Consider the following 24,390-nt stretch of genomic DNA (forward strand, 5'->3'; position numbering starts at 1 on the left):
TGCGGGGCCTGCCGAAACGGCATGCCGCTTTAGCTCAGCTGGTAGAGCACATCATTCGTAATGATGGGGTCAGGTGTTCAAGTCACCTAAGCGGCACCATTTCCCCTTTTCGCCGGTATGACACGCCCTAGCTTGCGGGGCATGAACGCAGTTGTCTTCGGCAGTTCGGGCGGGATCGGCCGCGCCCTTGCAGAAAATCTGGTCCAGAGCGGCGCCTGGTCGCGGGTCTTTGCGGTGTCCCGCAGCGGCGCCGCAATAGACGGGGCGACTCCGCTCACTGCAGATTTCTTGGATGAAACGGCGCTGGAAGCCGCTGCGCAGGCTATTGGCGCTGAAGGACCGGTCACGCTCTGCATCGTGGCGAGTGGGATCCTGTCAGATGACGCGGGCCTGCAGCCGGAAAAATCCTACCGCCACCAATCAACCGCGGCGTTCGAGCGCGTGTTTGCCGCCAACACGGTGGCCCCGGCCCTCATTGCCAAACACATGTTGCCCCTGATGCCCAAGACCGAGCGCAGCGTGTTTGCCGCCCTTTCCGCGCGCGTTGGCTCGATCTCCGACAATCGGCTCGGCGGCTGGCACGCTTACCGGGCATCCAAGGCCGCGCTCAACATGCTGATACGCAATTACGCTATCGAGCAGGCACGCCGCGCGCCGGGCAATATCTGCGTGGGCCTTCATCCGGGCACGGTCGATACCGGCCTCTCCCGGCCCTTCCAGTCCGGCGTGGCGGGCGGCAGGCTTTTTACCCCGGCCCAGTCTGCCAGCTATCTTCTCGGCGTCATCGGAACGCTCACTCCGGAAGACAGCGGCAATTGCTTTGACTGGAGCGGGAAGGAAATCCCGCCTTAAAGCCGGAACTGGCCCTCAATCACGGTAACCGCCCGCCCTGTCAGCTTCACCCGGTCGCCCTCCAGCCGCACATCGATCCGCGCGCCCCGGCCGGGATAAGCCTGCTGGCAGGTTGCCTCGGGCAGGCCAAAATGCGTGGCCAGAATGCGCGACAGCATCGTGTGCCAGCTGCCCGTGGCGGGGTCTTCATCAATGCCGGAGCCTGGCGCAAAGAACCGGCTGGTCGCGTCCACGCCCTCCCCGCCCAGCGCAAAACAGCCGAAATTGCCCCGATCCCAGCCCTCGCCTTCTGCGCCCAAAGTTTTCAGCGCCTTCACATCCGGTGTCAGGCTCTTCACTGTTTCCGGGCTGTCAAAGCGGGCGGCATAGAACATCCCGCCCCAGGCTTCCAGCGGGCGGGCGCCCAGCGCAGCCACAATATCATCCGTTACCGGAACAGGCCGGATCGGCGCGGAAGGAAAATCCATCTCCAGCCGCCCATCTGCCAGCCGCCGCACACTGAGACGGCCGGACTGTACCGTGTCGAAATGGATAACATCGCCGGCATAGCCGCCCGCCTCGAACAAGACATGCGCCGAGGCAAGCGTGGCATGCCCGCAGAGCGGCACCTCCACCGCCGGCGTAAACCAGCGCAGCGCCCAGACACCCTCTGCCTGCGGAACAAGATAGGCCGTCTCCGCCACATTGTTCTCCGCCGCAATCTTGAGCAGCTCGTCATCCGCCAGAAAGGCTTCCATCGGCATCACGCACGCCTGGTTGCCCTCAAACGCGCGGGTGGCAAAAGCATCGACCTGATAGAAGGGATAAACCGGCATGAAGGGGCACTCCTGAAGAAGCGCCCTGTCTCGCACGGCCCCGGCAGCGGGTAAAATGAAGTTTTCTGCGGGGTCGTTAAGCCCAGCTATTCATCCGCCTTCAGCGTCCAGCCATGGTTCACCGGGGGGTGGCCCTTGCCGAAGCCCTGCGCATGCTGGATCGCGCCCATCAGATATTCCCGCGCCCGCTCGATCGCGTCTGGTAGGCTGACGCCCTGCGCCAGCAGCGCCGCAATCGCCGAGGCGAGCGTGCAACCTGTTCCGTGCGTCGCTTTGGTGTCGATGCGCGGGCCTTCGAAAATCCATTCGCCCGTCGTCGTCTGCAACACGTCATGGATGACATTACCCGGCAGATGTCCGCCCTTCACCAGTGCGCCATGCGCACCAAGTTCCAGGAGGCGCTCGGCCGCGCGGCGCTGACCGTCCAGGGTTTCAACTGCCTTGCCGGTGAGAACCTCCGCCTCCGGCGCATTCGGCGTCACCAGCCGCGCGCGCGGGACAAGCTCGGAACGGATCGCGCCAACCCCTTTCTCATCCACCAGCCTGTGGCCGGAGGTGGAGATCATCACCGGATCGATCACGCGGGCCAGACCAAGCGCATGTCCCGCCAGCGTCTCGGCCACCGCTTCGACAAGCGGGGCAGTTCCCAGCATTCCGGTCTTGATGGTATCGGCGCCGATATCGGACAGCACCGCCTTCATCTGATCGGTCACCGCGCCCACCGGCACAGGCCACACGCCCTGTACGCCCAGCGTGTTCTGGACGGTGATGGCGGTTACCGCCGTCATCGCAAATCCGCCCATCATCGTGACGGCCTTGATATCGGCCTGTATCCCTGCCCCGCCCCCGGAATCGGAGCCGGCAATGATCAGGACGCGGCCGCGCGGGCCTTCCGCTTCAGCCATGACGACCTCAGACCTTGATGCCGGCCTTCTTCGCGTCCGCCAGGAAGGTCTCGAGCCCTTTGTCCGTCAGCGGATGGCTGACAAGGCTGCGGATCACGGCCGGCGGCGCCGTCATCACATCCGCCCCGGCCAGCGCCGAAAGCTTCACATGGTTGGGCGAACGGATCGAGGCGGCGAGGATTTCGGTCTCGAACATGTAGTTGTCATAGATCTGACGGATCTCCTGGATCAGGTCCATGCCGTCGATGTGGATGTCATCCAGGCGCCCGATGAAGGGCGAGATGAACGCCGCGCCGGCCTTGGCCGCCAGCAGCGCCTGATTGGCCGAGAAGCACAGCGTCACATTCACCGGGATACCGTCATCGGCGAGCGTGCGGCAGGCTTTCAGCCCGTCCCAGGTCAGGGGCAGTTTGACCGCCACATTCTCTGCGATCTTGGCCAGTTTGCGGCCTTCGCTGATCATGCCGTCGGCGTCGATGGCGACCACTTCGGCGCTGACCGGGCCATCGGTAAGGCCGCAGATTTCGGCGATCACCTCGGCAAAGGGGCGGCCCGATTTTGCGATCAGCGACGGATTGGTGGTAACCCCGTCAATCAGGCCGGTTGCCGCCAGATCCGCGATGTCTTTGGTGTCGGCAGTGTCTACGAAGAATTTCATGAGCGTGTTTCCTGAGGCGCTGGAAGAGGGATTATACGACAGGCCGTCCGATGGAGGTATAGGCGAAGCCGCGTTTGGCCATGTCTTCGGGGCTGTAGATGTTGCGCAGGTCGACGACGACATTGCCTTTCATGGCGGTCTTGATGCGGCCCATGTCGAGGGCGCGGAACTGGTCCCATTCGGTGATGATGACCATTGCGTCGGCGCCGTCGACGGCCGCATAGGCGCTGCCCGCAAACTCGATGTTCTTGAGGAGATGGGCGGCCTCCTTCATCGCTTCGGGGTCATACGCCACAACCCGCGCGCCGGCCGCCTGCAGGGCGGGCAGGATGTCGAGCGAGGGCGCGTCGCGCATATCGTCCGTGTTCTGCTTGAAGGCGAGGCCGAGCACGCCGATGGTCTTGCCGGTCACATCCCCGCCCATCGCGGCGATCACCTTGTCGGCCATCGCCTTCTTGCGGGCGGCGTTCACATCGATCACGGTGTCGACGATGCGCACCGGGCTGCCATAATCAGTCGCGGTCTTGGTGAGAGCGAGGGTGTCTTTCGGGAAGCAGGAGCCGCCATAACCGGGCCCGGCATTCAGGAACTTCGCCCCGATCCGGCCATCCAGGCCAATCCCGCGGGAGACTTCCTGCACATTCGCGCCGACCTTCTCGCAGAGGTCAGCCATCTCGTTGATGAAGGTGATCTTCACCGCCAGGAAGGCGTTGGCCGCATATTTGATCAGCTCGGAGGTGCGCCGTGAGGTGAAGAGGATCGGCGTCTCGTTGAGGAAGAGCGGCCGGTAAAGCTCCTTCATCACCTCGCGGGCACGCGCATCCTCGGTGCCGACCACCACCCGGTCGGGGATCTTGAAGTCCTTGATGGCGGCGCCTTCGCGCAGGAATTCGGGGTTGGAGACAACGGCAAACTCCGCATCGGGGCGCGCCTTGCGGATGATCTCCTCCACCTCGTCCCCGGTGCCCACCGGAACGGTCGATTTGGTGACGACGACGGTGAACCCGTCCATCAGCCCGGCAATCTCTTCGGCCGCGCCATAGACATAGGAGAGGTCGGCATGGCCATCGCCGCGGCGCGAGGGCGTGCCCACCGCGATGAACACCGCATCGGCGTCCTTGATCGCTTCCCTGGCATCGGTGGTGAAGAACAGGCGCTCTTCCTTGACATTGCTCGCCACCAGGGCGTCGAGGCCGGGCTCATAGATCGGCATGACGCCGTCCTTCAGCTTCTCGATCTTGACGGCATCCTTGTCCACACAGGTCACCGTATGCCCGAAATCAGCAAAACAGGCCCCAGACACAAGCCCAACATAGCCCGTACCAATAATCGCAACACGCATGGGATTCCCTCAACACTCTTGAAGCGAGGCAGATGCTGGCGGGGTGCATTTTTTGAGCGGCGGAATCAAGAGGAGATTGCCGTGGGGAAAGACCGGTTGACGAAGCGCGGGCAAAAGCGCAAGGATCAAAACGTGAACATATGGAGCGGCGGATGAGCCTTGTTTTCTATACCAATCCCATGTCCCGCGGGCGGATCATCCGCTGGATGCTGGAAGAAACCGGCGCGCCGTATGAAACCCGGTTCCTGCGCTATGGCGACGAGATGAACAGCGCCGCCTATGCCGCCGTAAACCCGATGCAGAAGGTGCCCGCCATCGTCCACAATGGCCAGGTGGTCACCGAATGCGGCGCCATCTGCCTCTATCTGGCAGACGCCTTTCCCGAGGCCGGCCTCGCCCCGCCGCTGGCAGGCCGGGCCGGCTATTACCGCTGGATGATGTTTGCCGCCGGGCCCTGGGAACAGGCCAATGTCAATGCCGCCCTCGGCGTTCAGGTAACCCCGGAGCAATCCCGCATGGCCGGCTATGGCACGTTCGAGCGCGCGCTTGACGTGCTCTTGAGCCTCGTTCCGGAAACCGGCTACATGCTGGGCGGCAAATTCTCCGCGCTCGATGTCTATGCCGGCTCGCATATCGGCTGGGCAACGCAGTTCGGCTCCATCCCGGCTACGCCCAGGATTGCCGCCTATCTCGACCGCATCCAGTCTCGCCCCGCGGCCCGGCGCGCCGCCGAACTCGACGACGCCGCCATCCCCGAATACGGCCCGGCGGCGTGAGAGATCTGCCCCCGGCCTGGGCCGGGGGGATGATCGATCAGATTTCCTGATTATACCCGCCAACTTCGGGATGTTTGCCGAGGCGCGGTTTCACTTCCTTGTGGAAGAGGTCTTTCATGTCCGCCTCGCTGGCCATGGATTCCACCACGACCACCAGCTCCGGCTTGTTGGACGAAGCACGCACCAGCACCCAGGAGCCATCCTCCAGCGTCACGCGGGCGCCATTGACGGTGTTCACCTCGACAACCTTCCGTCCAAGGATTTCCTTGCCGTCGAAAGATTTGTATTCCTCGACCATGCGGTCGACGACCCCATACTTCACCTCATCGCCGCAATGGGCTGCCATCGTCAGCGAGGTATAGGCCACGCCCAGCTCTGATTTGAGGTCCGCCATCGTGCGCCCGGGATTGCGGTCCAGCATCTCCAGAACCGCCTTGGCGGCAATCAGGCCGTCATCATAGCCAAGCCCGATCGGCGGGCGGAAGAAGAAGTGGCCGGACTTTTCAAATCCCGCCAGCGCGCCCAGTTCGGTCGTGCGGCGTTTGATATAGGAATGGCCGGTCTTGTAGTAGTCGACCGTCGCCCCGTTCGCCTTCAGCACAGGGTCTGTCTTGTAAAGGCCGGTGGATTTCACATCGACCACGAATTTCGCGTTCGGGTAATGCTTGGAAAGGTCACGCGCCAGCATCAGGCCGATCTTGTCGGCAAAGATCTCTTCGCCGGTATTGTCCACCACGCCGCACCGGTCGCCATCGCCGTCAAAGCCGAGCACGACATCCGCGCCATGCTGCTTTGCTGCCAGCGACATCTCGTGCAGCATTTCATGATCTTCCGGGTTCGGATTGTATTTCGGGAAGGTGTTGTCGAGATTGCAATCCATCTCGATCACCTCTGCGCCAAGCCCGCGGAGCACATCGCCCGCAAAGGCGCCGGCCGTGCCATTGCCGCAAGCCGCGACCACCTTCAGCTTCCGCTTCAGTTTGGTGTCACCGATGATCGCCTTGATGTATTTCTCGCGGATGCCATCGACACGCTTGTGCGTGCCGCCCTCGCGCACCTCGAACTTGCCGCCCATGACGATTTCTTTGAGGCGGCCCATCTCTTCGGGCCCGAAGGTCAGCGGGCGGTTGGCCCCCATCTTCACGCCGGTCCAGCCATTCTCGTTGTGGCTCGCCGTCACCATGGCGCAGCACGCCGCATCCAGTTCGAACTGGCTCCAGTAAACCATCGGCGAGAGCGCCAGGCCCACATCCAGCACCTCGCAGCCCCCGGCCACCATGCCGAGCGTCAGCGCATTCTTGATCGGCTGGCTGATCGAGCGGAAATCATGCCCCGTCACCACGGTCGGCTTTACGCCCAGCTCATGGAACAGCGTCGCCATGCCCAGGCCAAGCGCCTGCACGCCCGTAAGGTTCAGCTCCGGCGCCTTGGCGTGACCGATGCCGTTAAACCACCAGCGCGCGTCATACTCCCGGAAGCCCGTCGGTTTCACCAGCGGCAGAATCTCGAATTCGAGCGTGTTGGGGGCTATATCGGCAAGCGGTCTGGGCAGCATGATGTCTCTCCGTGAAATGGTTCTGGCGCGGCGCGAAGCGCCCGCAAATGTCTCGCCCTCTTCCATGCAAAATTCGCGCCCTGGGGGCAAAGGAGAAATGCGGCCTCAATCTGACAAAAAGTTCAGGAATAAAATATTGAAACCAAGATATTTTATTCTAGCTCCTGTCCCGGACGCGCGCGGCGCTTCCTCTCGACGCCGCCCGATCCTGCACCCCACACAGGAGAAAACACATGAAAGTCTGCTCCGCGATTGCCCTCTTCGGCGTCCTGTCAGCCGCTGTGGCGGCCCCGGCTTCGGCGCAGGAATGGTATGCTGCCGGCTCGGTTGGCTACCTCTTCCAGAATGACAGCTCCAATAGCGGCACAACCGGCGCCTTCGCCACCGGCAACGGCGCCCCCGTGATCCCCTTCGGCACCGCCATCGCCGCCGGCACGCCCTATGGCTGGGAAACCGGATTCGACAATGGCTACACCCTCTCCGGCGAAGTCGGCGCCTTCTATGGCAACGGCCTGCGCTCGGGCATCGAGCTTGCCTATTCCAAGGCGGATGTGGACACCCATAACCGCGTCAACGTTGCCGGCACCGTGATCGACGGCGTCGATGCGGCGGTGCTGACCGGCTCGGCCACCCAGCTTGGCGCCACCGTCGGCGCGGTCGTGGCCGATGGCCAAGGCGATATCAAATCCACCAGCGTCTTCGCCAACCTCTATTACGACTTCAACCGCGACGGCATGATCCGCCCCTATGTCGGCGCGGGCCTTGGTTATTCCGATGTGCAGGTGACCTATCGCCCCTCCGGCGTCGGCATCATCGATGACAGCGAAGGCAAACTCGCCTGGCAGGTCAAGGGCGGTGCCAGCTGGGCCATCACCGACAAGATCGACCTCTTCGGCGAGGCGGTCTACCGCGCCACCGATGATGTGGAGCTGCAGAACGACCTTTTCCCCGGCACGCTGAATGTCGAAGACAAGCAGACCGTGCTCAGCATCGGTGCCCGCTACCGTTTCGGCAGCTGATGGGTCATCCCCGCGTTAGCTTACCGAAGAAGTCTTCAGGAAGCTGACGATCCATTGCGCCAGAAAGCGGCGGTCGCACGCCCCGTCCAGCGAGGCGATCGCCGCATCTGCCGTTTCTTCACTCAATGAAACACCCCGGCGCGCGCTGTAGAGCGCCGCGGAAAACTCCGGATCGAATTCCGGATGGCACTGAAAGCTCAGTCCGGGAAAATCCTGATAACTCAGCCCGGCAAATTCGGTGAACGCCGAACAAGCCACAATATCCGCCCCCGGCGGTTTCACCACCACCTGGTCCTGATGGCTGACGGCAATGCGCATCGCTTCGGGCGCGGCCCCTGCCCATCCCGGCGTCGCGCCGATATCATAGGTATGGCGGCCCACGCCCCAGCCCTTGGTGGACTTCTCGACCTTTCCGCCCAGCGCCTCGGCCATGATCTGATGGCCGAAACAGATGCCCACCTGCGGCAGCTTCGCCTGCGCGCCCGCCCGGATGAAATCCATCAGCGGGCTGATCCATGGCTCATCATCATAAACGCCCGCCGGAGAACCGGTATACAGCACCGCCTCCAGACCCCCCGGGTCCGGCAAGCCCTGCCCGCGCGCCACAGACACCGTTTCGCAGGTAAGGCCGGCGCCAGCCCCCTCGAACATCCGCCGGAACATCTCCGGATAGTCCGGAAACCGGTCACGGATCGCCGCAGGCGACAGGCCCGTTTCCACTATCGTCAGCTTCATTCTGCCGGTTCCGTCACTGCCTCTGTCTCAATCCGTTCGGGCTCCACCAGGAACCCGCCGGACTGGCGCGCCCAAAGCTCAGCATAGAGACCGCCCGCGGCGACCAGCTCGTCATGCGTCCCCTGCTCCACGATTCGGCCCTGATCGAGCACGATCAGCCGGTCCATCTGCGCGATGGTCGACAGCCGGTGGGCAATCGCCAGAACGGTCTTGCCTTCCATCAGGCGGAAGAGGTTGTCCTGGATCGCCGCCTCCACTTCGGAATCGAGCGCCGAGGTTGCCTCATCCAGAATGAGGATCGGCGCGTCCTTGAGGAAAATCCGCGCAATGGCGATCCGCTGGCGCTGGCCGCCGGACAGCTTCACGCCGCGCTCGCCCACATGCGCATCAAAGCCGATCCGGCCTTTGGAGTCTTCCAGCGTTTCGATGAAGGCCATCGCTTCGGCCTTCTCGGCGGCGACGCGGATGTCCTCATCGCTCGCCTCGGGGCGTCCATAAGAGATGTTCTCGCGGATGGAGCGGTGCAGCAGCGAAGTATCCTGCGTCACCATGCCGATCTGTGCCCGGAGGGAATCCTGCGTCACCCCGGCAATGTCCTGCCCGTCGATCAGGATCCGCCCGCTTTCGGCGTCATAGAAGCGCAGCAGCAGGCTGGTCAGCGTCGTCTTACCGGCGCCCGAGCGGCCCACCAGGCCGATCTTCTCGCCCGGCCGGATGGCGAGGCTCAAATCCTCGATCACGCCCGCGCCCTTGCCATAATGGAAGGTCACGCCTTCAAAGGTCACTTCGCCCTTCACACGCGGCAGCGCCGCCGCGCCCGACCGGTCTTCCACCGCCACAGGCTTCTGCAGCATCGCCATGCCATCATAGACGACGCCGATATTCTCGAAGAGGCCCGCCACTTCCCACATGATCCATTGCGACATGGACTTGATGCGCAGCGTCAGGCCCACGGCCGCGGCCACGGCGCCCGCGCCCACAAGATTGCCCATCCAAAGATAGATGCCGCCGGCAGCCACCAGGAACACCAGCAGGGAGTTGTTGACATAGACGATGACGTTGAACCCCGTCACCATCCGCATCTGCCGGTAAACCGTCTGCAGGAACCCGTCCATCGAGCCCTTGGCATAGTCTTCCTCACGGCCGGAATGGGCAAACAGCTTCACCGTCTGAATGTTCGTGTAGGAATCAACGATCCGGCCCGTCATGATCGAGCGCGCATCGGCCTGCGCTTCGGCAATCTTGCCAAGGCGCGGCACGAACCAGCGCAGGATGAAGCCATAAACCACCGCCCACAAAATGAACGGCGCCATCAGCCAGGGATCGGCCGCCGCCACCAGCACCAGCGCCGAAATGAAATACACCGCCACGAAGACGAAGACATCCAGCACCTTCATCACCACTTCGCGCACGGACAATGCCGTCTGCATCACCTTGGTGGCGACACGCCCGGCAAACTCGTTGCCGAAAAAGCCCATCGACTGGCCCAGCATCTGCCGGTGCATCCGCCAGCGCGCGCTCATCGGCACGTTCCCCATCAGGCCCTGATAGACGATCAGCCCCTGGATCAGCGTCGCCAGCGGCAGGCCGATCAGAAGCACCGCGCCCATGACGGCCAGCGTGCTGCCTTCGCGCTCCAGGAAGCCCGCACGGTCAGCCGAGGCCAGCCAGTCAACAATCCCGCCGAGGAAGCCGAACAGCGCCACCTCCCCCACCGCGATCAGCGCCGTGAAGAGAGACATCAGGATCAGCCAGGGCGCTGCCGGGCGGATATAATGCCAGAGAAACGGCCAAAGCCCCTTGGGCGGGGTCCCCTGCAGGGTCTCCGGAAACGGATCGATACGGCGTTCAAAGAAGCGAAACATGGCCCGCCCATTTGGAGAGGCAGGCGTCAAAGAACAAGGAGGAAAGATTGGCATGGAACCCGCTTGCGGCTCATTCGTCACGCTCGGCGGGCAAAGCCCGTCAGAGCGCCCATCTCGTGCTCTCGCTGCTGCAAGCAACGGCAATGGCAGGGGATGGGCACTCAGATGCGCTCACGCGCATCGAGTGTGACGAAAGGGGAAACACTTGATTTTTTCCCTGCGCGCGGCGGCAGCTACGGCGCCGCCGGCGCCCCCAAGCCCGTTTTCGCCGCAATCCAGGCCTTCACCTGCATCTCCAGCGCGTCCATCGGCACCGCCCCCTGCCCCAGCACCACATCATGGAAGGCGCGGATGTCGAAACGCTCGCCCAGCGCCGCTTCGGCCTCGGCCCGCAGCGCGCGGATTTTCAGCTCGCCGATCTTGTAGGCCGTCGCCTGTCCCGGCCAGCCGATATATCGCGTCACCTCGGTCTGGATGTTGAGCGGGGCGAGCGCGGTATTTTCCTTGAAGCAGGTCTCGGCCTCTTCCCGGCTCCAGCCATACCAGTGCAGCCCGGTGTCCGAGACCAGCCGGCACGCCCGCCACATCTCCATGGAAAGCGCGCCGAACTGTTCATACGGCGTCTCCATCAGGCCGGCCTCGCTGGCCAGATATTCGGCATAAAGCCCCCAGCCCTCCCCGAAGGCGGTGGCGTAATAGTTCTGCCGGAACCAGGGCTGCGCCTGCATCTCCTGCGCCAGCGCAATCTGCAGATGGTGCCCCGGCACGGCCTCATGCGCCGAAAGCGCCGGCAATTCGTAAAGCGGGCGCTGGTCGAGGGCATAGGTATTGACCAGATAGGCCCCCAGCCGTCCCTCGCCCGGATCCCCCGACATATACCGCCCGGACGTGTATCCCGGCGCAATCGAGGCGGGCACCGGCTCGACGGTATAGCCTAGGCGCGGCAGCAGATTGAAATAGTCCGGCAGCATCGCGTCCAGCCGCGCAGCAATATGCTTGGCCGCATGCATCAGCTCTGCCGCGCTCTGCGCATAGAATTGCGGGTCGGTGCGCAGGAACACCAGAAAATCGGCAAAGCTGCCCTCAAAGCCGGTATCTGCAATGATCGCCTCCATCGCCGCGCGGATGCGGGCCACTTCTTCCAGGCCGATGGCGTGGATCTCCTCGGGCGAATAGCCCGCCCCCGCCGTATGCGTCTCCACCAGCGCGGCATACACCTCGCGCCCGCCGTCCAGCCCGGCAATCCCGGCGCCCTGGCGCGCCGCCGGGGCATAGGTCTCATCTATATAGGCCAGCGTCTCGCGATAGGCGCCGATGGCGCGCGCCGCCACTGCCAGCCCCTCGGCCTGAAGCCGTGATCTGGACTCTGCGTCCACCGAATCACTCATCTCCGCCAGCGGCCGGTAAAGCTCACTGGCGGCTACATCATCGGTAATCTGCGCTTCGATCTGCGCCCGCGCGGTGTTCAGCGGGTCGGCATGGGCGGTCCAGCCTGTCTCGATCCCGCGCGTCATGTTGGCCCGGTTCTGCGCAAAATAGCGGGGCACATCATTCAGGCGCGCAATCCAGGCTTCGGCCTCGGCCACCGTGCGCACCCGCAGGCGCATCGCGGCAAACACCGGCTCTGCCTGAAAGCCCCAATCCCCGGTGAAGGGGATGCGGGCCGAATCATGGGTCACTTCGCGGATTTCATCGGCCAGAAGCCGCGTCAGGATCGCCTGATCCAGCGTCCGGCCGGTCTCTGCTGCCTCGATTTCAGCCAGCAGCGCGCTGGCCTTGCCCGCCCGCGCCGCCAGCGCTTCGGGTGAAACATCCCGCCACCGGCTCACCAGCGCGGCGTCTGCATCGGCGGCCTGATCGGGGTCTCCCTGGCGCGTGTGCACTTCATATGCGGCCACCAGCGCGTCCAGCGGGTCTGCTGGCGCCGCTAGGGCAACCGGGGCGAGAGACAGCATCAAAAGCGCCAGAACAGCCGGTTTCAATTTGTCGCTCCCACGAGTGCCTGCGTTGACACGACCCTAGAGGCTCGTAGAAGCGGATACCAGCTTCCCATTGCACGCGAGGAACACCCCATGTCCGGACCGCAGCGCGCCGCCACGCGCCCCCTGTCCCCGCACCTGCAGATCTGGCGCTACCACGTCACGATGCTTGCTTCGATCACCCACCGGATCACGGGGGCAGCCCTGTATTTCGGCACCTTCCTGATCGCCGCCTGGCTTGTGGCGCTCGCCATCAGCCCGGATGCCTTCGCTGCGATGCAGGGGATCATCACCTCCATCCCCGGCAAGATCATCCTTTTCCTCTGGGCGGTCGCCGTGATGTTCCACCTCTTCAACGGCATCCGCCATCTGGTCTGGGATGGTCCCGGCATCGGCTTCTCGCCGAAGGTCGCCAGCACCGTGTCCACCATCATCTACTTCCTGGCCATCCTCGGCGCTGTTGCGCTGATGTTTGCCGCCGGCGCGTTCTGAGGAGGCCCCCATGTCACAAGGCCAGTTCCTGACCCCCACCAAGGCCGCCCGCGGTCTCGGTTCCGCCAAATCCGGCACGGCGCACCATATCCGCCTGCGCGTTGCCGCGCTCGCCCTGCTGATCCTGGTGCCGCTTGCGCTCTATGCCATCATCAGCATCTCCAGCGCCGGCTATGACGGCGCCCGGGCCTGGGTCGCCCAGCCCCTGCACGCCACCCTCCTCATCCTCACCGCCGGCGCCGTGTCCTACCACATGCGCCTCGGCATGCAGGTGATCATCGAAGACTACATCGCCAAAACCGGCATGCGCACTACTCTCCTTATCCTGAACACCTTTGCCGCGATCGCGATGTTCGTCGCCGTGGCCATGGCGGTGGTTCAGATCTGGATTGCTGGTTGAGACACGCGAAGAAGAGACAGATAAAATGAGCAGCTATAACTGGATTGATCATACCTATGACGTGGTCGTGGTCGGCGCCGGCGGCTCCGGTCTCCGCGCTGCGCTTGGCGCGGCGCAGGCCGGTCTGCGCACCGCCTGTATCACCAAGGTCTTCCCCACCCGCTCCCACACGGTTGCCGCTCAGGGCGGCATCGCTGCCTCGCTCGGCAACATGTCCGAGGACAGCTGGCAGTGGCACATGTACGACACCGTCAAGGGGTCCGACTGGCTCGGTGACCAGGACGCGATCGAATACCTCGTCCGCAACGCCCCGGCCGCCGTTTACGAGCTTGAGCATTGGGGCATGCCCTTCTCGCGCACCGAGGAAGGCAAGATCTACCAGCGCGCCTTTGGCGGCATGACCCGCAATTTCGGCGAAGGCCCTGTCCAGCGCACCTGCGCAGCGGCTGACCGGACCGGCCACGCTATGCTGCACACCCTCTATGGCCAGTGCGTGCGGGAAGAGACCGAATTCTTCATCGAGTATTTCGCGCTTGACCTCATCATGGACGAAGACGGCGTCTGCCGCGGTGTCACCGCCTGGAAACTGGATGATGGCACGCTCCACCGCTTCCGCGCCCAGAAAACCATCCTGGCCACCGGCGGCTATGGCCGCGCCTACTTCTCCTGCACCTCGGCCCACACCTGCACCGGCGATGGCAATGCCATGGTCCTGCGCGCAGGCCTGCCGCTGCAGGATATGGAATTCGTCCAGTTCCACCCCACCGGCATCTACGGCTCAGGCTGTCTGATCACGGAAGGTGCACGCGGCGAAGGCGGCTATGTCACCAACTCCGAAGGCGAACGTTTCATGGAGCGCTATGCGCCGTCCGCGAAAGACCTTGCCTCCCGCGATGTGGTCTCCCGCGCCATGACGATGGAAATCCGCGAAGGGCGCGGCGTTGGTCCGGAGAAGGATCATATCTATCTCCACCTGAACCACCTCTCGCCCGAAACCCTGCACGAGCGTCTGCCCGGCATTTCGGAAACCGCTAAGATCTTCGCCGGTGTGGACGTCACGAAAGAGCCGATCCCGGTTCTGCCGACCGTCCACTATAATATGGGCGGCATCCCCACCAACTTCCACGGCGAAGTCCTCACCAAGAAGGGCGGCGATCCTGATGCCGTCGTTCCGGGCCTGATGGCTGTGGGCGAGGCGGCCTGCGTGTCCGTACACGGCGCAAACCGTCTCGGCTCCAACTCACTGATCGACCTTGTGGTCTTCGGCCGCGCTGCCGGCCTGCGCTGCGGCGCCACCACCGAGGCCGGCGCCCGCCAGCCGGAACTGCCCAAATCGGCCACCGACGCCCACCTCGCCCGCCTCGACAAGATGCGCAACGCCGCCGGTGACCAGCCGGTCGCCAAGCTCCGCCTCGAAATGCAGCGCGCGATGCAGTCCAACTGCGCCGTGTTCCGCACCGGCTCGGTGCTGAAGGAAGGCGTCGACGCCATCGAGGACGTTTACAAGAAACTGCCGGGCATCGATGTGAAGGATCGCGGCATGATCTGGAACACCGATCTCGTCGAAGCGCTCGAATTCGAAAACCTGATCTGCCAGGCCGCCGTCACGGTGAACTCGGCAGCCAATCGCGAGGAAAGCCGCGGTGCCCACGCCCGCGAAGACTACTCAAATCGCGATGACGAGAAATGGATGAAACACACCCTCGCCTGGTGCGACGAGGCCGGCAAGGTCACGCTCGATTACCGCCCGGTGCATGATTACACGCTCTCCAACGAGATCGAGTACATCAAGCCGAAAGCGCGGGTATACTGATAAACTGAAACAGCAATCCGGCGCGGTACGCAGATGAGCCAGTACAAGACTGTCTGGGTTCGCGCCGGAAAGCAGAAGAAGGAAGAGAAGAAACTCCTCGGCAGGGGCAAGAAACTGGTCGACGATCCGCATCAGGCGGATCTCGCAGAACTCTCCGCCCTGATCGAGACCGCCTGCAACTCACTGCACGAAGAAGGCTACGACATCATTTCCATACTGCCGTCCGTCAGCGGCCATTCGGAAAAGGGTGTCATGAGTCAGGGCGGATACGGTTTCGGATTTAGCATTACGGATGGCGCGGTGATCACAGCGCGCCGCAGGGCAACAGACTAAGACGGCACGCACAGCCAGGGAATTGAAGACATGGTACAGCTGACCCTTCCCCAGAATTCCAAGGTCAAGAAAGGCAAGACCTGGCCGAAGCCCCAGGGCGCGACCAATCTGCGGTCTTTCCGGATCTATCGCTACAGCCCCGAGGAAGGCGGCAATCCGCGCTGGGATACCTATTGGGTGGATATGGACCGCGCCGGCACGATGATCCTCGACGTGCTGATCTACATCAAGAACAACATCGACCCGACCCTCGCCTTCCGCCGCTCCTGCCGCGAAGGCGTGTGCGGCTCCTGCGCGATGAACATTGCCGGGCGCAACACGATTGCCTGCACAAAGGGCTTTGAAGAACTGCCCTCCGGTGAAGTCGTCATCGCCCCGCTGCCCAGCCAGCCGGTGGTGAAAGATCTGATCCCGGATCTGACGAATTTCTACGCCCAGCACGCCTATGTGCAGCCCTTCCTGCAGACGGCAACGCCCACCCCGGAGAAGGAATGGCGCCAGTCGGCCGAAGACCGCGCCAAGCTTGACGGCCTCTATGAGTGCATCCTGTGCGCTTCCTGCTCCACCTCCTGCCCGTCCTACTGGTGGAATGGCGACAAGTATCTTGGTCCCGCAGCCCTGCTGCAGGCCTATCGCTGGCTGATCGACAGCCGCGACGAAGCCACCGGCGAGCGTCTCGATGCGCTGGAAGATCCCTTCAAGCTTTATCGCTGCCACACGATCATGAACTGCGCGCAGGTCTGCCCGAAGGGCCTCAACCCCGCCCAGGCCATCGCCAAGATCAAGCACATGATGGTTGAGCGCGTCGCTTAAAGCGGTCGCTTATCCCTCAAAAATCCAAGCTCCGCAGGCCCCTGAACCCAATGGTTTCAGGGGCTTGTCATTTTTTGCGAGATTCCTTGTCCACCCCCTCCCGTGCCGGGCGTATCCTTGGCGGATGTTCAGTCTTACCCACCTCAGAAAGGAACCTGCGCTCGCGCGATATTTCGCGTTCGTGCATCCCTTCTTCTAGCCGGTGCTGATCTGGCAGCTCGCGCGCGCTGTGGAAGAAGTGCGCGCCGCCGGGCGCAGCCGCGCCATGCTGCGCGTGATGTGGTGGGGCGGCGTGCACATCGAATATCTCGGCGACGCCGCGCCAAACCCCTCCGCCTACAGATCAGTTGAGCCCACACGAAAGCCGTGGAGCGATCCTTCGTGGGAAACCTCTGTCCCTCTTGAATTGAGCGCGGAAACGCACCGCCTTTTCTTTCCCTGCGCCAGCGGGGGAAGTGGCAGGGCGCAAAGCGCCCTGACGAAGGGGGCCTGCACCTTCTCCGCACGTCCCGACACGTCCTAGCTATTCCCGCAACTTCGAACTCAGCCCAAATCCCCCGGCCAGCCCCCGCTGCGTCCGGCCCTTCGTGCTGCCTGGAACCTATCCCCGCCCCTTGCGCCAGTTACATGCGGCATGCGCCAGCTGCAAATTCTCCGGCCGGTCCGATCCGCCCCGCGCCTTCGCCAGGATGTGATCAAAGCTCGGCCGCTGTTTCTTCCAGAGCGTGGCATGGGCCACCTCAAACCGGTGGCGCGGCATCGGCCGGCCACAGAGGGCACACTGCCCGCCCTGGCTTTCCCATAGCGTGTTGAACAGCGCCGTCTCCGGCGGGGCGAAAGGCTGGCTCACAGCCCGGCAGGCACGGCCCAGCCGCGCCGCGCGCAGGCGGCCAGCACGGTGTTGCGCAGCAGGCAGGCAATCGTCATCGGCCCCACCCCGCCCGGCACCGGCGTGATGAACCCGGCCACCTCTGCGCAGCTTTCATAATGCGCGTCGCCCACCAGCTTGGTCTTGCCCTCGCCCTTTTCCGGCGCGGGCACGCGGTTGATGCCCACATCGATGACCGCCGCGCCCGGCTTCACCCAATCGCCGCGCACCATCTCGGGCCGGCCCACCGCAGGCACCAGAATGTCCGCGCCCCGGCACACTTCGGCAAGGTTTGCCGTGCGGCTGTGGGCGATGGTCACGGTGCAATTCTCCGCCAGGAACAGCAGCGCGGCCGGCTTGCCCACCAGGATCGAGCGGCCGATCACAACCACATGCTTGCCCGAAAGGTCCTCGCCCAGCGCGCGCTTGGCCAGGATGACAGAGCCAACCGGCGTGCACGGCCGCAGGCCCGGCTTGCCCAGGCTGAGCCGCCCGGCAGACACTTCGGTCAGCCCATCCACATCCTTGTCCGGATCGATCTTTTCGATGGCCGCGTCGGCGTCCAAACCCTTGGGTAGCGGCAGTTGCAGCAGGATGCCATCCACGTCCGGGTCCGCGTTCAGGCGTTCGATCAGGCTTTCCACTTCGCCCTGCGTCGCATCGGCCGGCAAACGGTGATGGATCGAGACCATGCCAGCGGCCTGCGTCATCTTCACCTTGTTGCGGACATAGACTTCGCTGGCAGGATCTTCGCCGACCAGCACAACCGCCAGGCAGGGCTGCCCCGGAAGCGTGGAAACCGCTGCGGCCACTGCAGACCGCACATCTGCCGCCACGGCGGTGCCGTCAATCTTTACTGCTGCCATCGCTGCCACCTGCCAGTTCGCTGATCCGGGCCGCGAGCGCTTCTGGCCCTTCGATGTCGAGGCCTTTAAGGCGGTTTTTTCCGCCCGTCACCACTTTGACGGCAGACTTCGGCAGGCCGAGCGCTTTTGCCACAAGCGCTTCGACCGCCGCATTCGCCGCGCCTTCCGCCGGGAGCGCACGCACGCGCAGCTTCAGGAAGGGCCGCCCGGCCTCGTCCGCCGCCCAGCCCTCCAGCCGGTCAGCCGAGGCCTTGGGCTGAACACGCACGGTCAGCCTGTGACGCATCTGGGAGAAATCCAGACAGTTCCGGACAGATCAGAACGGCACGAGGCCATACGCATACCGGGCAATCACCTGGCGCAGGAAGAAGATGATCAGCAGCACGATCAGCGGCGTCAGATCCAGCCCCTGCATCGGCGGCAGGAGGTTGCGGATCGGGCGGTAAACCGGCTCGGTCATCCGCTCCAGCCCCGACCAGATGGAACGGACGGTGGGGTTGCTCAGGCTGATGACGTTGAAGGTGATGAGCCAGGACAGGATCGCCTGGATGATGATGATCCAGGTGATGATGTTGAGGATCACCAGAATGACGTCGAGAATGGCGGCCATCGGACCCGTCTCCGTGAGAATGCAGTGCTTCGCCCGAGACTTAGGGGGCCCCGCCCCTTGAAGCAAGCGCAGCGGTGACGCGGCCTGCCCCAAGGAAAGATTTGGCAAGCGCAGCGGCGCAACCTAGTTTGGTATATCTTTTGACCGGATATATCTGATGACCGCTTCCGAAACGCCGCTGCATCCGCTGACCGCCTTCCAGAGGGCCATGCTGATGCTGGGCACGATTGCCGTGGGCGCGGGCATGAGCATCAATTTTGTGGTGGTCACCCCGCTGACCCGCAAGGCGGGCCTCTCCGAAATGGAAGTGGCGGCGGTGATGACCCTCTCCACCGTTCTCTTCGCGGTGACGATCCCGCTCTGGGGCCGGATTGCCGATCTCGTCGGGCGCAAGCGGGTGATGATCTTCTCCCTGTTTGCCACCGCGCTGACCAATATGGCCTTCCTCTTCGCGCTGGAGGCAGGGCTGGCCGGGATGATCACGGGCACCACGCTTTTCCTGACGCTGACATTCGTGCGGGCCTGGTTTGGCGTGCTGGCGCCCGGCCTTCAGCCCGCCGCGATGGCCGCGATGACGGACGCCACCACCACGGCCAACCGCGCGGCGGGCCTGGGCATGATCGGCGCCGCGATGGCCATCGGCTCCATCGTCGGCCCGGCCGGGGCTGCCGTGCTTGCGCCTTTCGGGGCGCTGGCCCCGCTCTGGGGCACAATCGTGTTCTGCGTGATCATTGGTATACTGATCAGCTTCACCCTGCCGAAAACGATAAAGCGGCCCCGCAATGCGCCCCGCCCGAAGCCCCTGTCACTGACCGACCGGCGGATGCGCCCGCACCTCATCTTCTTGCTGACCTATTTCGTGGCCATCGGCATCATGCAGCAGACCCTCGCCTGGTTCATCGAGGACCGCTACCGGCTGACTGAAACCATGGGCGAGGCCGCCGGGCAGGCCGCCGTGCTGTATACCGGCATCACCTTTGCCTGCTACGCGGTTGCCTCGCTGATCGTGCAGTTCGGCTATATCAACCGGGTGAGGCCCGACCCGCGCAAGGTGTTGCCGCTGGGGCTGGCGATGGTGTCTGCCGGCTATTTCGGGGCAGATGCCTTCCGGGAGTTCTATGTAGTGTATGCCTGCTTCCTGCTCGTAGGGGCAGGCGCGGCGCTGGCCATCCCGTCTGCCAATGCGCTGGGCAGCCTGTCGGTCAGCCGTGAGGAACAGGGCGCCGCCGCCGCGCTGCTGGCCATTGCCCCGCCCGGCGGGTTCATCTTCGGACCGATGATCGGCGCCTGGCTCTACGGCCTTCACTATGCCCTGCCCCTGCTGGCGGCGGGAGGGCTGGTGGGCGCGCTGGCGATCTATGCGCTGCTGGTCACGGCGCGAAAGCCCCTCTCGCCGGACTGAAGCCTGCCGCGAGGACAAGCGGGGCGGAAAAGGGTTTGGCAACCAGCGGGGGGCAACATAGCCTGTGCCAGAAGAAGGCGGGGAAAACCACAACATGGCAGATACCGAAACGCCGCTGCATCCGCTGACGGCCTTCCAGAGGGGCATGCTGATGCTGGCGACCATTGCCATGGGCGCAGGCATGAGCATCAATTTCGTGGTGGTCGCCCCGCTGACGCGCAAGGCGGGCCTCGGCGAAGTGGAGGTGGCGGCCATCCTCACCCTCTCTACCCTGCTCTATGCGGTGATGATCCCCCGCTGGGGCCGCATCGCAGACCGGGTGGGCCGCAAGCGGGTGATGGTGTTCTCCCTGATCGCCATGGGCGTCACCAACATGGCGTTCCTCTTCACGCTTGAGGCAGGCCTTGCCGGGGTGATCACCGGCACATCCCTGATGCTGACGCTGATCTTCGTGCGCCTCTGGTTTGGCCTGCTGACGCCAGGCCTGCAGCCAGCCTCGATGGCGGCGATGACGGACGCGACCACGCCCCTGAACCGCGCGGCGGGCCTCGGTATGCTGGGCGCGGGCATGAGCATCGGCTCGATCCTCGGGCCCGCGGGCGCCGCGGCACTGGCGCCCTTTGGCGCGCTCGCCCCGCTCTGGGGCACGATCGTGTTCTGTATCCTGATCGGCATCCTGCTGGGCTTCTCCCTCCCTCGCACGGTGAAGCGGCCCCGCAATGCCGCCCGGCCCAAACCGCTGTCGATGTTTGACGCGCGCGTGCGCCCGCACCTGATGTTCCTCGTCTCCTATTTCATCGGTGTCGGGATGGTTCAGCAGACGCTCGGCTGGTTCATCGAAGACCGGTACGCCCTCGCCGGGGACGATCCGGCCGCCGTGGGCCAGACAGCGGTGCTGTATACCGGGATCGTGTTCTCCTGCATGGCGGTGGCCACGATTGGGGTTCAGTTCGGCTATATCGCACGGCGCAGGCCTGATCCGCGCAAGGTGCTTTGGATCGGCCTGGCCATGGTGGCGGTGGGCTATATCGCGGCGGATGTGTTCCACGCCTTCCCTGTTCTGTGTGCGGCGTTTCTGTTGATCGGGGCAGGCTCGGCCCTCGCCATCCCGTCGGCCAATGCGCTGGGCAGCCTGTCGGTGGGCCGGGAGGAACAGGGGGCGGCCGCTGCGCTGCTGTCCGCCGCACCGCCGGCAGGGTTCATCTTCGGGCCGCTGATCGGCGCGGGGCTTTACCAGCTCAACCACGCCCTGCCGCTGATTGCCTCTGCTGTTCTGGTCGGCTCACTGGCAGTCTATGCCATGCTGGTCACGGCGCGCCGCCCGCTGGCGCAGGACTAGCGCGCAAACGGCGCCGCGCAGGCACTGCCCCGCGCCGGAGAACCAAAGACCGCCGGAGACAGCTTCAGCGCGTCGCTATCCAGCTCCACCTTGCCCGAGAAGCTGGCGTCCGCCGGAATGTGATTGCCGCCATCGGGAATGAGCGTCAGCGTGCCGTCTTCAAAGGTGTAGGTGCCCCAGTAATCCTTGTAGACCTCAAACGGGGTCCAGGTCAGGGCAAAGGTGCCATCTGGATGGAAGATCAGTTCCCGGACGGGCTCTGCCCCTGCCTGCGTGCAGGCTTCCTCGGCCTGCGCCCACTTGCCCACCAGCGGCTGGGCCTCTGCCAGATAGACGAGGATGCGGCCCGAAAGACTTGCATCCCCTACCTTGCCTTCCACCTGCACGGCGGCGCCGGGGGCGGCATCGGCATTGATCTTCACGGTGCGCCCATCCGCCTCCAGCGTTGCGGGGCCTGCGATGGCCACGCCCTCAAGACAGGCGCCGGGAACAGGCTCCATCACACCGGGCTGCGGCGTGAACCAGGGTTGCAGCACCAGGCTGGCGCCGGGCGGCACAGCGGGCGGCTCCATCCAGAAGAGGAAGCCGCCAAAGCTTGAGGGCGGGGCGCAGTTTGCCGGCGCATCGATCGCGGCGGCGCCAAGCGGGGCGCGCTCCTCCGGCGGATTGGCGCAGGCGGCCAGAAACAGAGCGGCGAGACAGAGACCAGATTTCTTCATGGAACCCCTCCTGGCACGACCAACGCGCAATCAGGTGTGAGGGTTCCTCTTCGGGTGATTTGCCCGAGGCTGTCTATAACGGCGAGAGGATTTGCGGCGGGATATTTGGGAAATGCGCCCGGATCAGCCTCGCAGGCCGGTCCGGGCTGATGGAGCGATCACATCGCGCTGATGCCGCCATCGACTTTCAGTTCCGCGCCGGTAACCAGCTTGGACTCGTCAGAAGCCAGATAGAGCACGGCATAGGCGATGTCGTCGGGCTCCCCCACCTTGCCGAGCGGCACCTGCCGGGCGAGCTTTTCCAGCCCCTTCTCCTCGCCGAACATCTCCTTGATGCCATCGAGGATCGGCGTGTTGATGAATACGGGGTGCACGGAGTTGCAGCGGATCTGGCCGCCGGTCTTGGCCAGGTGCAGCGCGATGGATTTGGAGATGTGGCGCACCGCCGCCTTGGCCGTGTTGTAGGACACGTAATTGGCGCTGGCGATGATGCCGGCGATGGACGAGATGTTGACGATGGAGCCAAGCCCGTGGGCGCGCATCAGGGGGATGGCGTATTTGCAGCCCAGGAAAATGGAATCCACATCCACCGCCTGCACCTTCTTGAAGCGCTCATAGGTCTCGTCCTCGACCGAGCCGAGCCCGCCGATGCCGGCATTGTTGACGAGGATGTTGAGGCCGCCCATCGCGTCATGCGCTTTCTGGGTGATGTCTTTCCACTGTTCCTCGCTGGTCACGTCATGCTGGAAGGCAAAGGCCGTGCCCGCGCCATGGGCTTCGTTGATCGAGGCGGCGACCCGGGCCGCGCCCTCGCCGTTGATGTCGGTCACCGTGACCTTGGCGCCTTCGCGGGCGAACATGCGCGCGGTTGCTTCGCCGAGGCCCTGCGCCCCGCCGGTGATGAGTGCCATTTTTCCTGCAACGCGGCCCATGGAAATTCCTCCTGATTTTTGCTGGTTCCAGCCCTAGCAGCCCGCTTCCCCGCTCGCCAAGCCCGGCCTTTGCCAGATCGGTGAAATTTCAAACGATCCGTTCAGCGGGGGCTTACCTTACCCATGATAAGCAGGCCCAATGCCACGGCGCCTCATTTCCCTCCTGCTGACCGCGCTCGCCATCGCCTTTGCGTTCGGCGCGATGACGGCGGTACGCTGGCCCTCCATCGTGATGGTGATGGGCTGGATCGTGACCGATGATGTGGCCGGCGGCCTCAATGCCATCGACTGGCGCAAGCTGGGCATTGCCCATGGCGGGGCGTATCTCCTGGCCGCAGTCTGCTACTATGCCGCTGCCGCCACGATTGCCGCGCGCAAGCCGGGCGCCGTGCTGTGGTACATCATGGGCATGGCCGCTTCGATCCCGACGATCTTCCTGGTGCATTTCGACCCCGAATGGTGGCTGAACCCCAGCGCGGGCGAAGGCGCTATGGCGGGGCTGGCCGCAGCTGCCCTGCTGCTGCTGATTGCCGTCTGGGAGCTGCGCTACCGTTCGCCGGAAGAACTTGCCGAGGAGCGCGAGATGCTGGAAGCAGCGCCTGCCCCGGTCTACCAGGCCGCGCCGGTGGTGGCCGCGCCCCCGCGCAAACGCCCCCCGGTGTTCATCGCCGATGTCGTCGTGCAGCGCCAGCGCGCGATGTTCATCGCCCAGGCCCGCCGCAAGAAACAGCGCCGCGCCGAAGCCATCGCCCGGCGCCGGGGCCAGCTGGACATCGCAGAGGACGACGAGGGCTAGGCCTCGCGGCATCGCACGCCCGTTGCAGTCCCGCCCGCTTCGCCCTACCCTTCGCGGCAACGATATGCCCGTGGGGAGGCAAGACATGCTGACAATTCGCCGTATTGCGGGCTTGGGGCTTGCTGCTGTTTCCGGCTGGCTGCTGTGGCAGGGGCTGGAGGGCGTGCTGATGATGACCTCGCGCGGCAGCCCGCTGGCCCAGGCGATTGACCTGCTCAATGGCTGGCGCTTCGTGGCCGCGGGCGTTGCCATCCTCGGCGGCCTGCTGGCGGCGGCAAATGTGCGCTTCGGCGCAGTGGTCGCCCTGATCGGCACCGTGCTGTTTACCGCCCTTGCGGCCGCCTTTGTGCTGGCCGGGGCAGATGCCAGCATCTGGCTGGATGAAGTTCTTGGCGCCGCCGCAATGATCGTACTGACGGGCATTCTCCTGTTTATCCGCAGAAGCTAGGTCCAGATTTCGGCCTTTGCAGATTGATTTCGGGACGAGAATGCATAGGTTGGCGCCA

Annotated in this window: 27 protein-coding genes and 1 tRNA gene; 14 read left to right on the plus strand and 14 right to left on the minus strand. The window is 64.2% G+C overall.

Features of this window, described 5'->3' with window-relative positions; all coding sequences use genetic code 11:
- The first annotated feature begins 23 nt into the window (after positions 1–23).
- Together BBF93_RS16540 and BBF93_RS16545 are read left to right on the plus strand one after the other, a co-directional pair.
- A tRNA-Thr gene (locus BBF93_RS16540) sits at positions 24–99 on the plus strand.
- A 42-nt stretch (positions 100–141) separates the two neighbouring features.
- A complete protein-coding gene (locus tag BBF93_RS16545) occupies positions 142–852 on the plus strand; it encodes an SDR family NAD(P)-dependent oxidoreductase (protein ID WP_114106648.1) in 711 nt (236 codons plus the stop codon).
- Here BBF93_RS16545 and BBF93_RS16550 read toward each other — a convergent pair.
- The 4 genes from BBF93_RS16550 to BBF93_RS16565 form a co-directional block, all read right to left on the minus strand.
- Positions 849–1,667, minus strand: a complete 819-nt coding sequence (locus tag BBF93_RS16550) for a PhzF family phenazine biosynthesis protein (RefSeq protein WP_035601754.1) — start codon at positions 1,665–1,667, stop codon at positions 849–851. The genes BBF93_RS16545 and BBF93_RS16550 overlap by 4 nt on opposite strands.
- 86 nt (positions 1,668–1,753) lie before the next feature.
- Positions 1,754–2,572 (minus strand): bifunctional hydroxymethylpyrimidine kinase/phosphomethylpyrimidine kinase, encoded by an 819-nt coding sequence (gene thiD / locus BBF93_RS16555; RefSeq protein ID WP_114106649.1) that lies wholly within the window; start codon positions 2,570–2,572, stop codon positions 1,754–1,756.
- Positions 2,573–2,579: 7 nt separating this feature from the next.
- Complete coding sequence (fsa, locus tag BBF93_RS16560; protein ID WP_035601760.1) at positions 2,580–3,230, minus strand: fructose-6-phosphate aldolase; 651 nt, start codon at positions 3,228–3,230, stop codon at positions 2,580–2,582.
- A gap of 31 nt (positions 3,231–3,261) precedes the next feature.
- Positions 3,262–4,572 carry a UDP-glucose/GDP-mannose dehydrogenase family protein gene (locus BBF93_RS16565; RefSeq protein ID WP_114106650.1) on the minus strand — a complete coding sequence of 437 codons (1,311 nt, stop codon included), beginning with the start codon at positions 4,570–4,572 and terminating at the stop codon, positions 3,262–3,264.
- A 152-nt stretch (positions 4,573–4,724) separates the two neighbouring features.
- Between BBF93_RS16565 and BBF93_RS16570 the strand changes: the two genes are divergently transcribed.
- Positions 4,725–5,348 carry a glutathione S-transferase family protein gene (locus BBF93_RS16570; protein WP_114107130.1) on the plus strand — a complete coding sequence of 208 codons (624 nt, stop codon included), beginning with the start codon at positions 4,725–4,727 and terminating at the stop codon, positions 5,346–5,348.
- A gap of 37 nt (positions 5,349–5,385) precedes the next feature.
- Here BBF93_RS16570 and BBF93_RS16575 read toward each other — a convergent pair whose 3' ends face one another.
- A complete protein-coding gene (locus tag BBF93_RS16575; RefSeq protein ID WP_035602724.1) occupies positions 5,386–6,903 on the minus strand; it encodes a phosphomannomutase/phosphoglucomutase in 1,518 nt (505 codons plus the stop codon).
- A 233-nt stretch (positions 6,904–7,136) separates the two neighbouring features.
- On the opposite strand from BBF93_RS16575, the gene BBF93_RS16580 reads away from it, so the two are divergent.
- Complete coding sequence (locus tag BBF93_RS16580; protein ID WP_114106651.1) at positions 7,137–7,922, plus strand: outer membrane protein; 786 nt, start codon at positions 7,137–7,139, stop codon at positions 7,920–7,922.
- A 15-nt stretch (positions 7,923–7,937) separates the two neighbouring features.
- Here BBF93_RS16580 and BBF93_RS16585 read toward each other — a convergent pair whose 3' ends face one another.
- From BBF93_RS16585 to BBF93_RS16595, 3 genes are all read right to left on the minus strand, one after another.
- Positions 7,938–8,657, minus strand: coding sequence for a type 1 glutamine amidotransferase (locus tag BBF93_RS16585; RefSeq protein WP_114106652.1), 720 nt, complete (start codon positions 8,655–8,657; stop codon positions 7,938–7,940).
- Positions 8,654–10,522: an ABC transporter ATP-binding protein gene (locus BBF93_RS16590; protein ID WP_114106653.1), complete on the minus strand. Its 1,869-nt coding sequence runs from the start codon at positions 10,520–10,522 to the stop codon at positions 8,654–8,656. The genes BBF93_RS16585 and BBF93_RS16590 overlap by 4 nt, the downstream gene beginning before the upstream one ends.
- Before the next feature lie 233 nt (positions 10,523–10,755).
- Positions 10,756–12,504: a DUF885 family protein gene (locus BBF93_RS16595; RefSeq protein ID WP_233349182.1), complete on the minus strand. Its 1,749-nt coding sequence runs from the start codon at positions 12,502–12,504 to the stop codon at positions 10,756–10,758.
- 90 nt (positions 12,505–12,594) lie between these two features.
- Between BBF93_RS16595 and sdhC the strand changes: the two genes are divergently transcribed.
- The 6 genes from sdhC (at position 12,595) to BBF93_RS16625 (ending at position 16,875) form a co-directional block, all read left to right on the plus strand.
- Positions 12,595–12,993, plus strand: coding sequence for a succinate dehydrogenase, cytochrome b556 subunit (sdhC, locus tag BBF93_RS16600; protein WP_035602712.1), 399 nt, complete (start codon positions 12,595–12,597; stop codon positions 12,991–12,993).
- A gap of 10 nt (positions 12,994–13,003) precedes the next feature.
- Positions 13,004–13,393, plus strand: a complete 390-nt coding sequence (gene sdhD / locus BBF93_RS16605) for a succinate dehydrogenase, hydrophobic membrane anchor protein (RefSeq protein WP_051612848.1) — start codon at positions 13,004–13,006, stop codon at positions 13,391–13,393.
- 25 nt (positions 13,394–13,418) lie between these two features.
- Entirely contained in the window at positions 13,419–15,206 is a 1,788-nt protein-coding gene (gene sdhA, locus BBF93_RS16610; RefSeq protein WP_035602727.1) for a succinate dehydrogenase flavoprotein subunit, read from the plus strand.
- 33 nt (positions 15,207–15,239) lie between these two features.
- The gene (locus BBF93_RS16615) at positions 15,240–15,539 is read left to right on the plus strand and encodes a hypothetical protein (protein ID WP_035602709.1); all 300 of its coding nucleotides are present in this window, start codon (positions 15,240–15,242) and stop codon (positions 15,537–15,539) included.
- Positions 15,540–15,569: 30 nt separating this feature from the next.
- Positions 15,570–16,352 carry a succinate dehydrogenase iron-sulfur subunit gene (locus tag BBF93_RS16620; RefSeq protein WP_035602707.1) on the plus strand — a complete coding sequence of 261 codons (783 nt, stop codon included), beginning with the start codon at positions 15,570–15,572 and terminating at the stop codon, positions 16,350–16,352.
- Between the two features lie 202 nt (positions 16,353–16,554).
- Positions 16,555–16,875, plus strand: a complete 321-nt coding sequence (locus BBF93_RS16625; protein ID WP_114106654.1) for a hypothetical protein — start codon at positions 16,555–16,557, stop codon at positions 16,873–16,875.
- Between the two features lie 78 nt (positions 16,876–16,953).
- On the opposite strand, the gene BBF93_RS16630 is transcribed toward BBF93_RS16625, so the two are convergent.
- Genes BBF93_RS16630 through BBF93_RS16645 form a run of 4 tightly spaced genes read right to left on the minus strand, consistent with a single transcriptional unit; the run spans position 16,954 to position 18,696 of the window.
- Positions 16,954–17,202, minus strand: a complete 249-nt coding sequence (locus BBF93_RS16630; RefSeq protein ID WP_035602837.1) for an HNH endonuclease — start codon at positions 17,200–17,202, stop codon at positions 16,954–16,956.
- A complete protein-coding gene (gene folD, locus BBF93_RS16635) occupies positions 17,199–18,086 on the minus strand; it encodes a bifunctional methylenetetrahydrofolate dehydrogenase/methenyltetrahydrofolate cyclohydrolase FolD (protein ID WP_035602832.1) in 888 nt (295 codons plus the stop codon). Before folD ends, BBF93_RS16630 begins: the two co-directional genes overlap by 4 nt.
- Positions 18,067–18,372, minus strand: coding sequence for a DUF167 family protein (locus BBF93_RS16640; protein ID WP_035602828.1), 306 nt, complete (start codon positions 18,370–18,372; stop codon positions 18,067–18,069). Before BBF93_RS16640 ends, folD begins: the two co-directional genes overlap by 20 nt.
- Before the next feature lie 30 nt (positions 18,373–18,402).
- On the minus strand, positions 18,403–18,696 hold the full coding sequence (locus tag BBF93_RS16645) for a YggT family protein (RefSeq protein ID WP_035602827.1): 294 nt from the start codon (positions 18,694–18,696) through the stop codon (positions 18,403–18,405).
- Between the two features lie 157 nt (positions 18,697–18,853).
- Between BBF93_RS16645 and BBF93_RS16650 the strand changes: the two genes are divergently transcribed.
- Together BBF93_RS16650 and BBF93_RS16655 are read left to right on the plus strand one after the other, a co-directional pair.
- Positions 18,854–20,098, plus strand: a complete 1,245-nt coding sequence (locus BBF93_RS16650) for an MFS transporter (RefSeq protein ID WP_233349183.1) — start codon at positions 18,854–18,856, stop codon at positions 20,096–20,098.
- 94 nt (positions 20,099–20,192) lie between these two features.
- The gene (locus BBF93_RS16655) at positions 20,193–21,437 is read left to right on the plus strand and encodes an MFS transporter (protein WP_233349184.1); all 1,245 of its coding nucleotides are present in this window, start codon (positions 20,193–20,195) and stop codon (positions 21,435–21,437) included.
- Here BBF93_RS16655 and BBF93_RS16660 read toward each other — a convergent pair.
- Positions 21,434–22,156, minus strand: a complete 723-nt coding sequence (locus BBF93_RS16660; RefSeq protein ID WP_114106655.1) for a hypothetical protein — start codon at positions 22,154–22,156, stop codon at positions 21,434–21,436. The genes BBF93_RS16655 and BBF93_RS16660 overlap by 4 nt on opposite strands.
- Before the next feature lie 158 nt (positions 22,157–22,314).
- Positions 22,315–23,088: an SDR family oxidoreductase gene (locus tag BBF93_RS16665; RefSeq protein WP_114106656.1), complete on the minus strand. Its 774-nt coding sequence runs from the start codon at positions 23,086–23,088 to the stop codon at positions 22,315–22,317.
- A gap of 139 nt (positions 23,089–23,227) precedes the next feature.
- Here BBF93_RS16665 and BBF93_RS16670 point away from each other — a divergent pair, with 139 nt between their 5' ends.
- The gene (locus tag BBF93_RS16670; RefSeq protein WP_035600471.1) at positions 23,228–23,884 is read left to right on the plus strand and encodes a hypothetical protein; all 657 of its coding nucleotides are present in this window, start codon (positions 23,228–23,230) and stop codon (positions 23,882–23,884) included.
- A gap of 85 nt (positions 23,885–23,969) precedes the next feature.
- Complete coding sequence (locus BBF93_RS16675) at positions 23,970–24,332, plus strand: hypothetical protein (protein WP_035600469.1); 363 nt, start codon at positions 23,970–23,972, stop codon at positions 24,330–24,332.
- Positions 24,333–24,390 lie beyond the last annotated feature (58 nt).

It is taken from the genome of Hyphomonas sp. CACIAM 19H1 (genome assembly GCF_003325995.1).
In the GTDB taxonomy this organism is placed as follows: Bacteria; Pseudomonadota; Alphaproteobacteria; order Caulobacterales; family Hyphomonadaceae; genus Hyphomonas; species Hyphomonas polymorpha.

Bases quoted from the DNA above. Each gene is read 5' to 3' on its own strand.
- sdhD (WP_051612848.1), top strand. From the start codon at position 13,004: ATGTCACAAGGCCAGTTCCTGACCCCCACCAAGGCCGCCCGCGGTCTC.
- folD (WP_035602832.1), bottom strand. From the start codon at position 18,086: ATGGCAGCAGTAAAGATTGACGGCACCGCCGTGGCGGCAGATGTGCGG.
- thiD (WP_114106649.1), bottom strand. From the start codon at position 2,572: ATGGCTGAAGCGGAAGGCCCGCGCGGCCGCGTCCTGATCATTGCCGGC.
- BBF93_RS16660 (WP_114106655.1), bottom strand. From the start codon at position 22,156: ATGAAGAAATCTGGTCTCTGTCTCGCCGCTCTGTTTCTGGCCGCCTGC.
- BBF93_RS16575 (WP_035602724.1), bottom strand. From the start codon at position 6,903: ATGCTGCCCAGACCGCTTGCCGATATAGCCCCCAACACGCTCGAATTC.
- BBF93_RS16570 (WP_114107130.1), top strand. From the start codon at position 4,725: ATGAGCCTTGTTTTCTATACCAATCCCATGTCCCGCGGGCGGATCATC.
- fsa (WP_035601760.1), bottom strand. From the start codon at position 3,230: ATGAAATTCTTCGTAGACACTGCCGACACCAAAGACATCGCGGATCTG.
- BBF93_RS16670 (WP_035600471.1), top strand. From the start codon at position 23,228: ATGCCACGGCGCCTCATTTCCCTCCTGCTGACCGCGCTCGCCATCGCC.
- BBF93_RS16545 (WP_114106648.1), top strand. From the start codon at position 142: ATGAACGCAGTTGTCTTCGGCAGTTCGGGCGGGATCGGCCGCGCCCTT.
- BBF93_RS16550 (WP_035601754.1), bottom strand. From the start codon at position 1,667: ATGCCGGTTTATCCCTTCTATCAGGTCGATGCTTTTGCCACCCGCGCG.
- BBF93_RS16580 (WP_114106651.1), top strand. From the start codon at position 7,137: ATGAAAGTCTGCTCCGCGATTGCCCTCTTCGGCGTCCTGTCAGCCGCT.
- BBF93_RS16590 (WP_114106653.1), bottom strand. From the start codon at position 10,522: ATGTTTCGCTTCTTTGAACGCCGTATCGATCCGTTTCCGGAGACCCTG.
- BBF93_RS16645 (WP_035602827.1), bottom strand. From the start codon at position 18,696: ATGGCCGCCATTCTCGACGTCATTCTGGTGATCCTCAACATCATCACC.
- BBF93_RS16650 (WP_233349183.1), top strand. From the start codon at position 18,854: ATGACCGCTTCCGAAACGCCGCTGCATCCGCTGACCGCCTTCCAGAGG.
- BBF93_RS16665 (WP_114106656.1), bottom strand. From the start codon at position 23,088: ATGGGCCGCGTTGCAGGAAAAATGGCACTCATCACCGGCGGGGCGCAG.
- BBF93_RS16585 (WP_114106652.1), bottom strand. From the start codon at position 8,657: ATGAAGCTGACGATAGTGGAAACGGGCCTGTCGCCTGCGGCGATCCGT.
- sdhC (WP_035602712.1), top strand. From the start codon at position 12,595: ATGTCCGGACCGCAGCGCGCCGCCACGCGCCCCCTGTCCCCGCACCTG.
- sdhA (WP_035602727.1), top strand. From the start codon at position 13,419: ATGAGCAGCTATAACTGGATTGATCATACCTATGACGTGGTCGTGGTC.
- BBF93_RS16615 (WP_035602709.1), top strand. From the start codon at position 15,240: ATGAGCCAGTACAAGACTGTCTGGGTTCGCGCCGGAAAGCAGAAGAAG.
- BBF93_RS16640 (WP_035602828.1), bottom strand. From the start codon at position 18,372: ATGCGTCACAGGCTGACCGTGCGTGTTCAGCCCAAGGCCTCGGCTGAC.
- BBF93_RS16675 (WP_035600469.1), top strand. From the start codon at position 23,970: ATGCTGACAATTCGCCGTATTGCGGGCTTGGGGCTTGCTGCTGTTTCC.
- BBF93_RS16655 (WP_233349184.1), top strand. From the start codon at position 20,193: ATGGCAGATACCGAAACGCCGCTGCATCCGCTGACGGCCTTCCAGAGG.
- BBF93_RS16620 (WP_035602707.1), top strand. From the start codon at position 15,570: ATGGTACAGCTGACCCTTCCCCAGAATTCCAAGGTCAAGAAAGGCAAG.
- BBF93_RS16565 (WP_114106650.1), bottom strand. From the start codon at position 4,572: ATGCGTGTTGCGATTATTGGTACGGGCTATGTTGGGCTTGTGTCTGGG.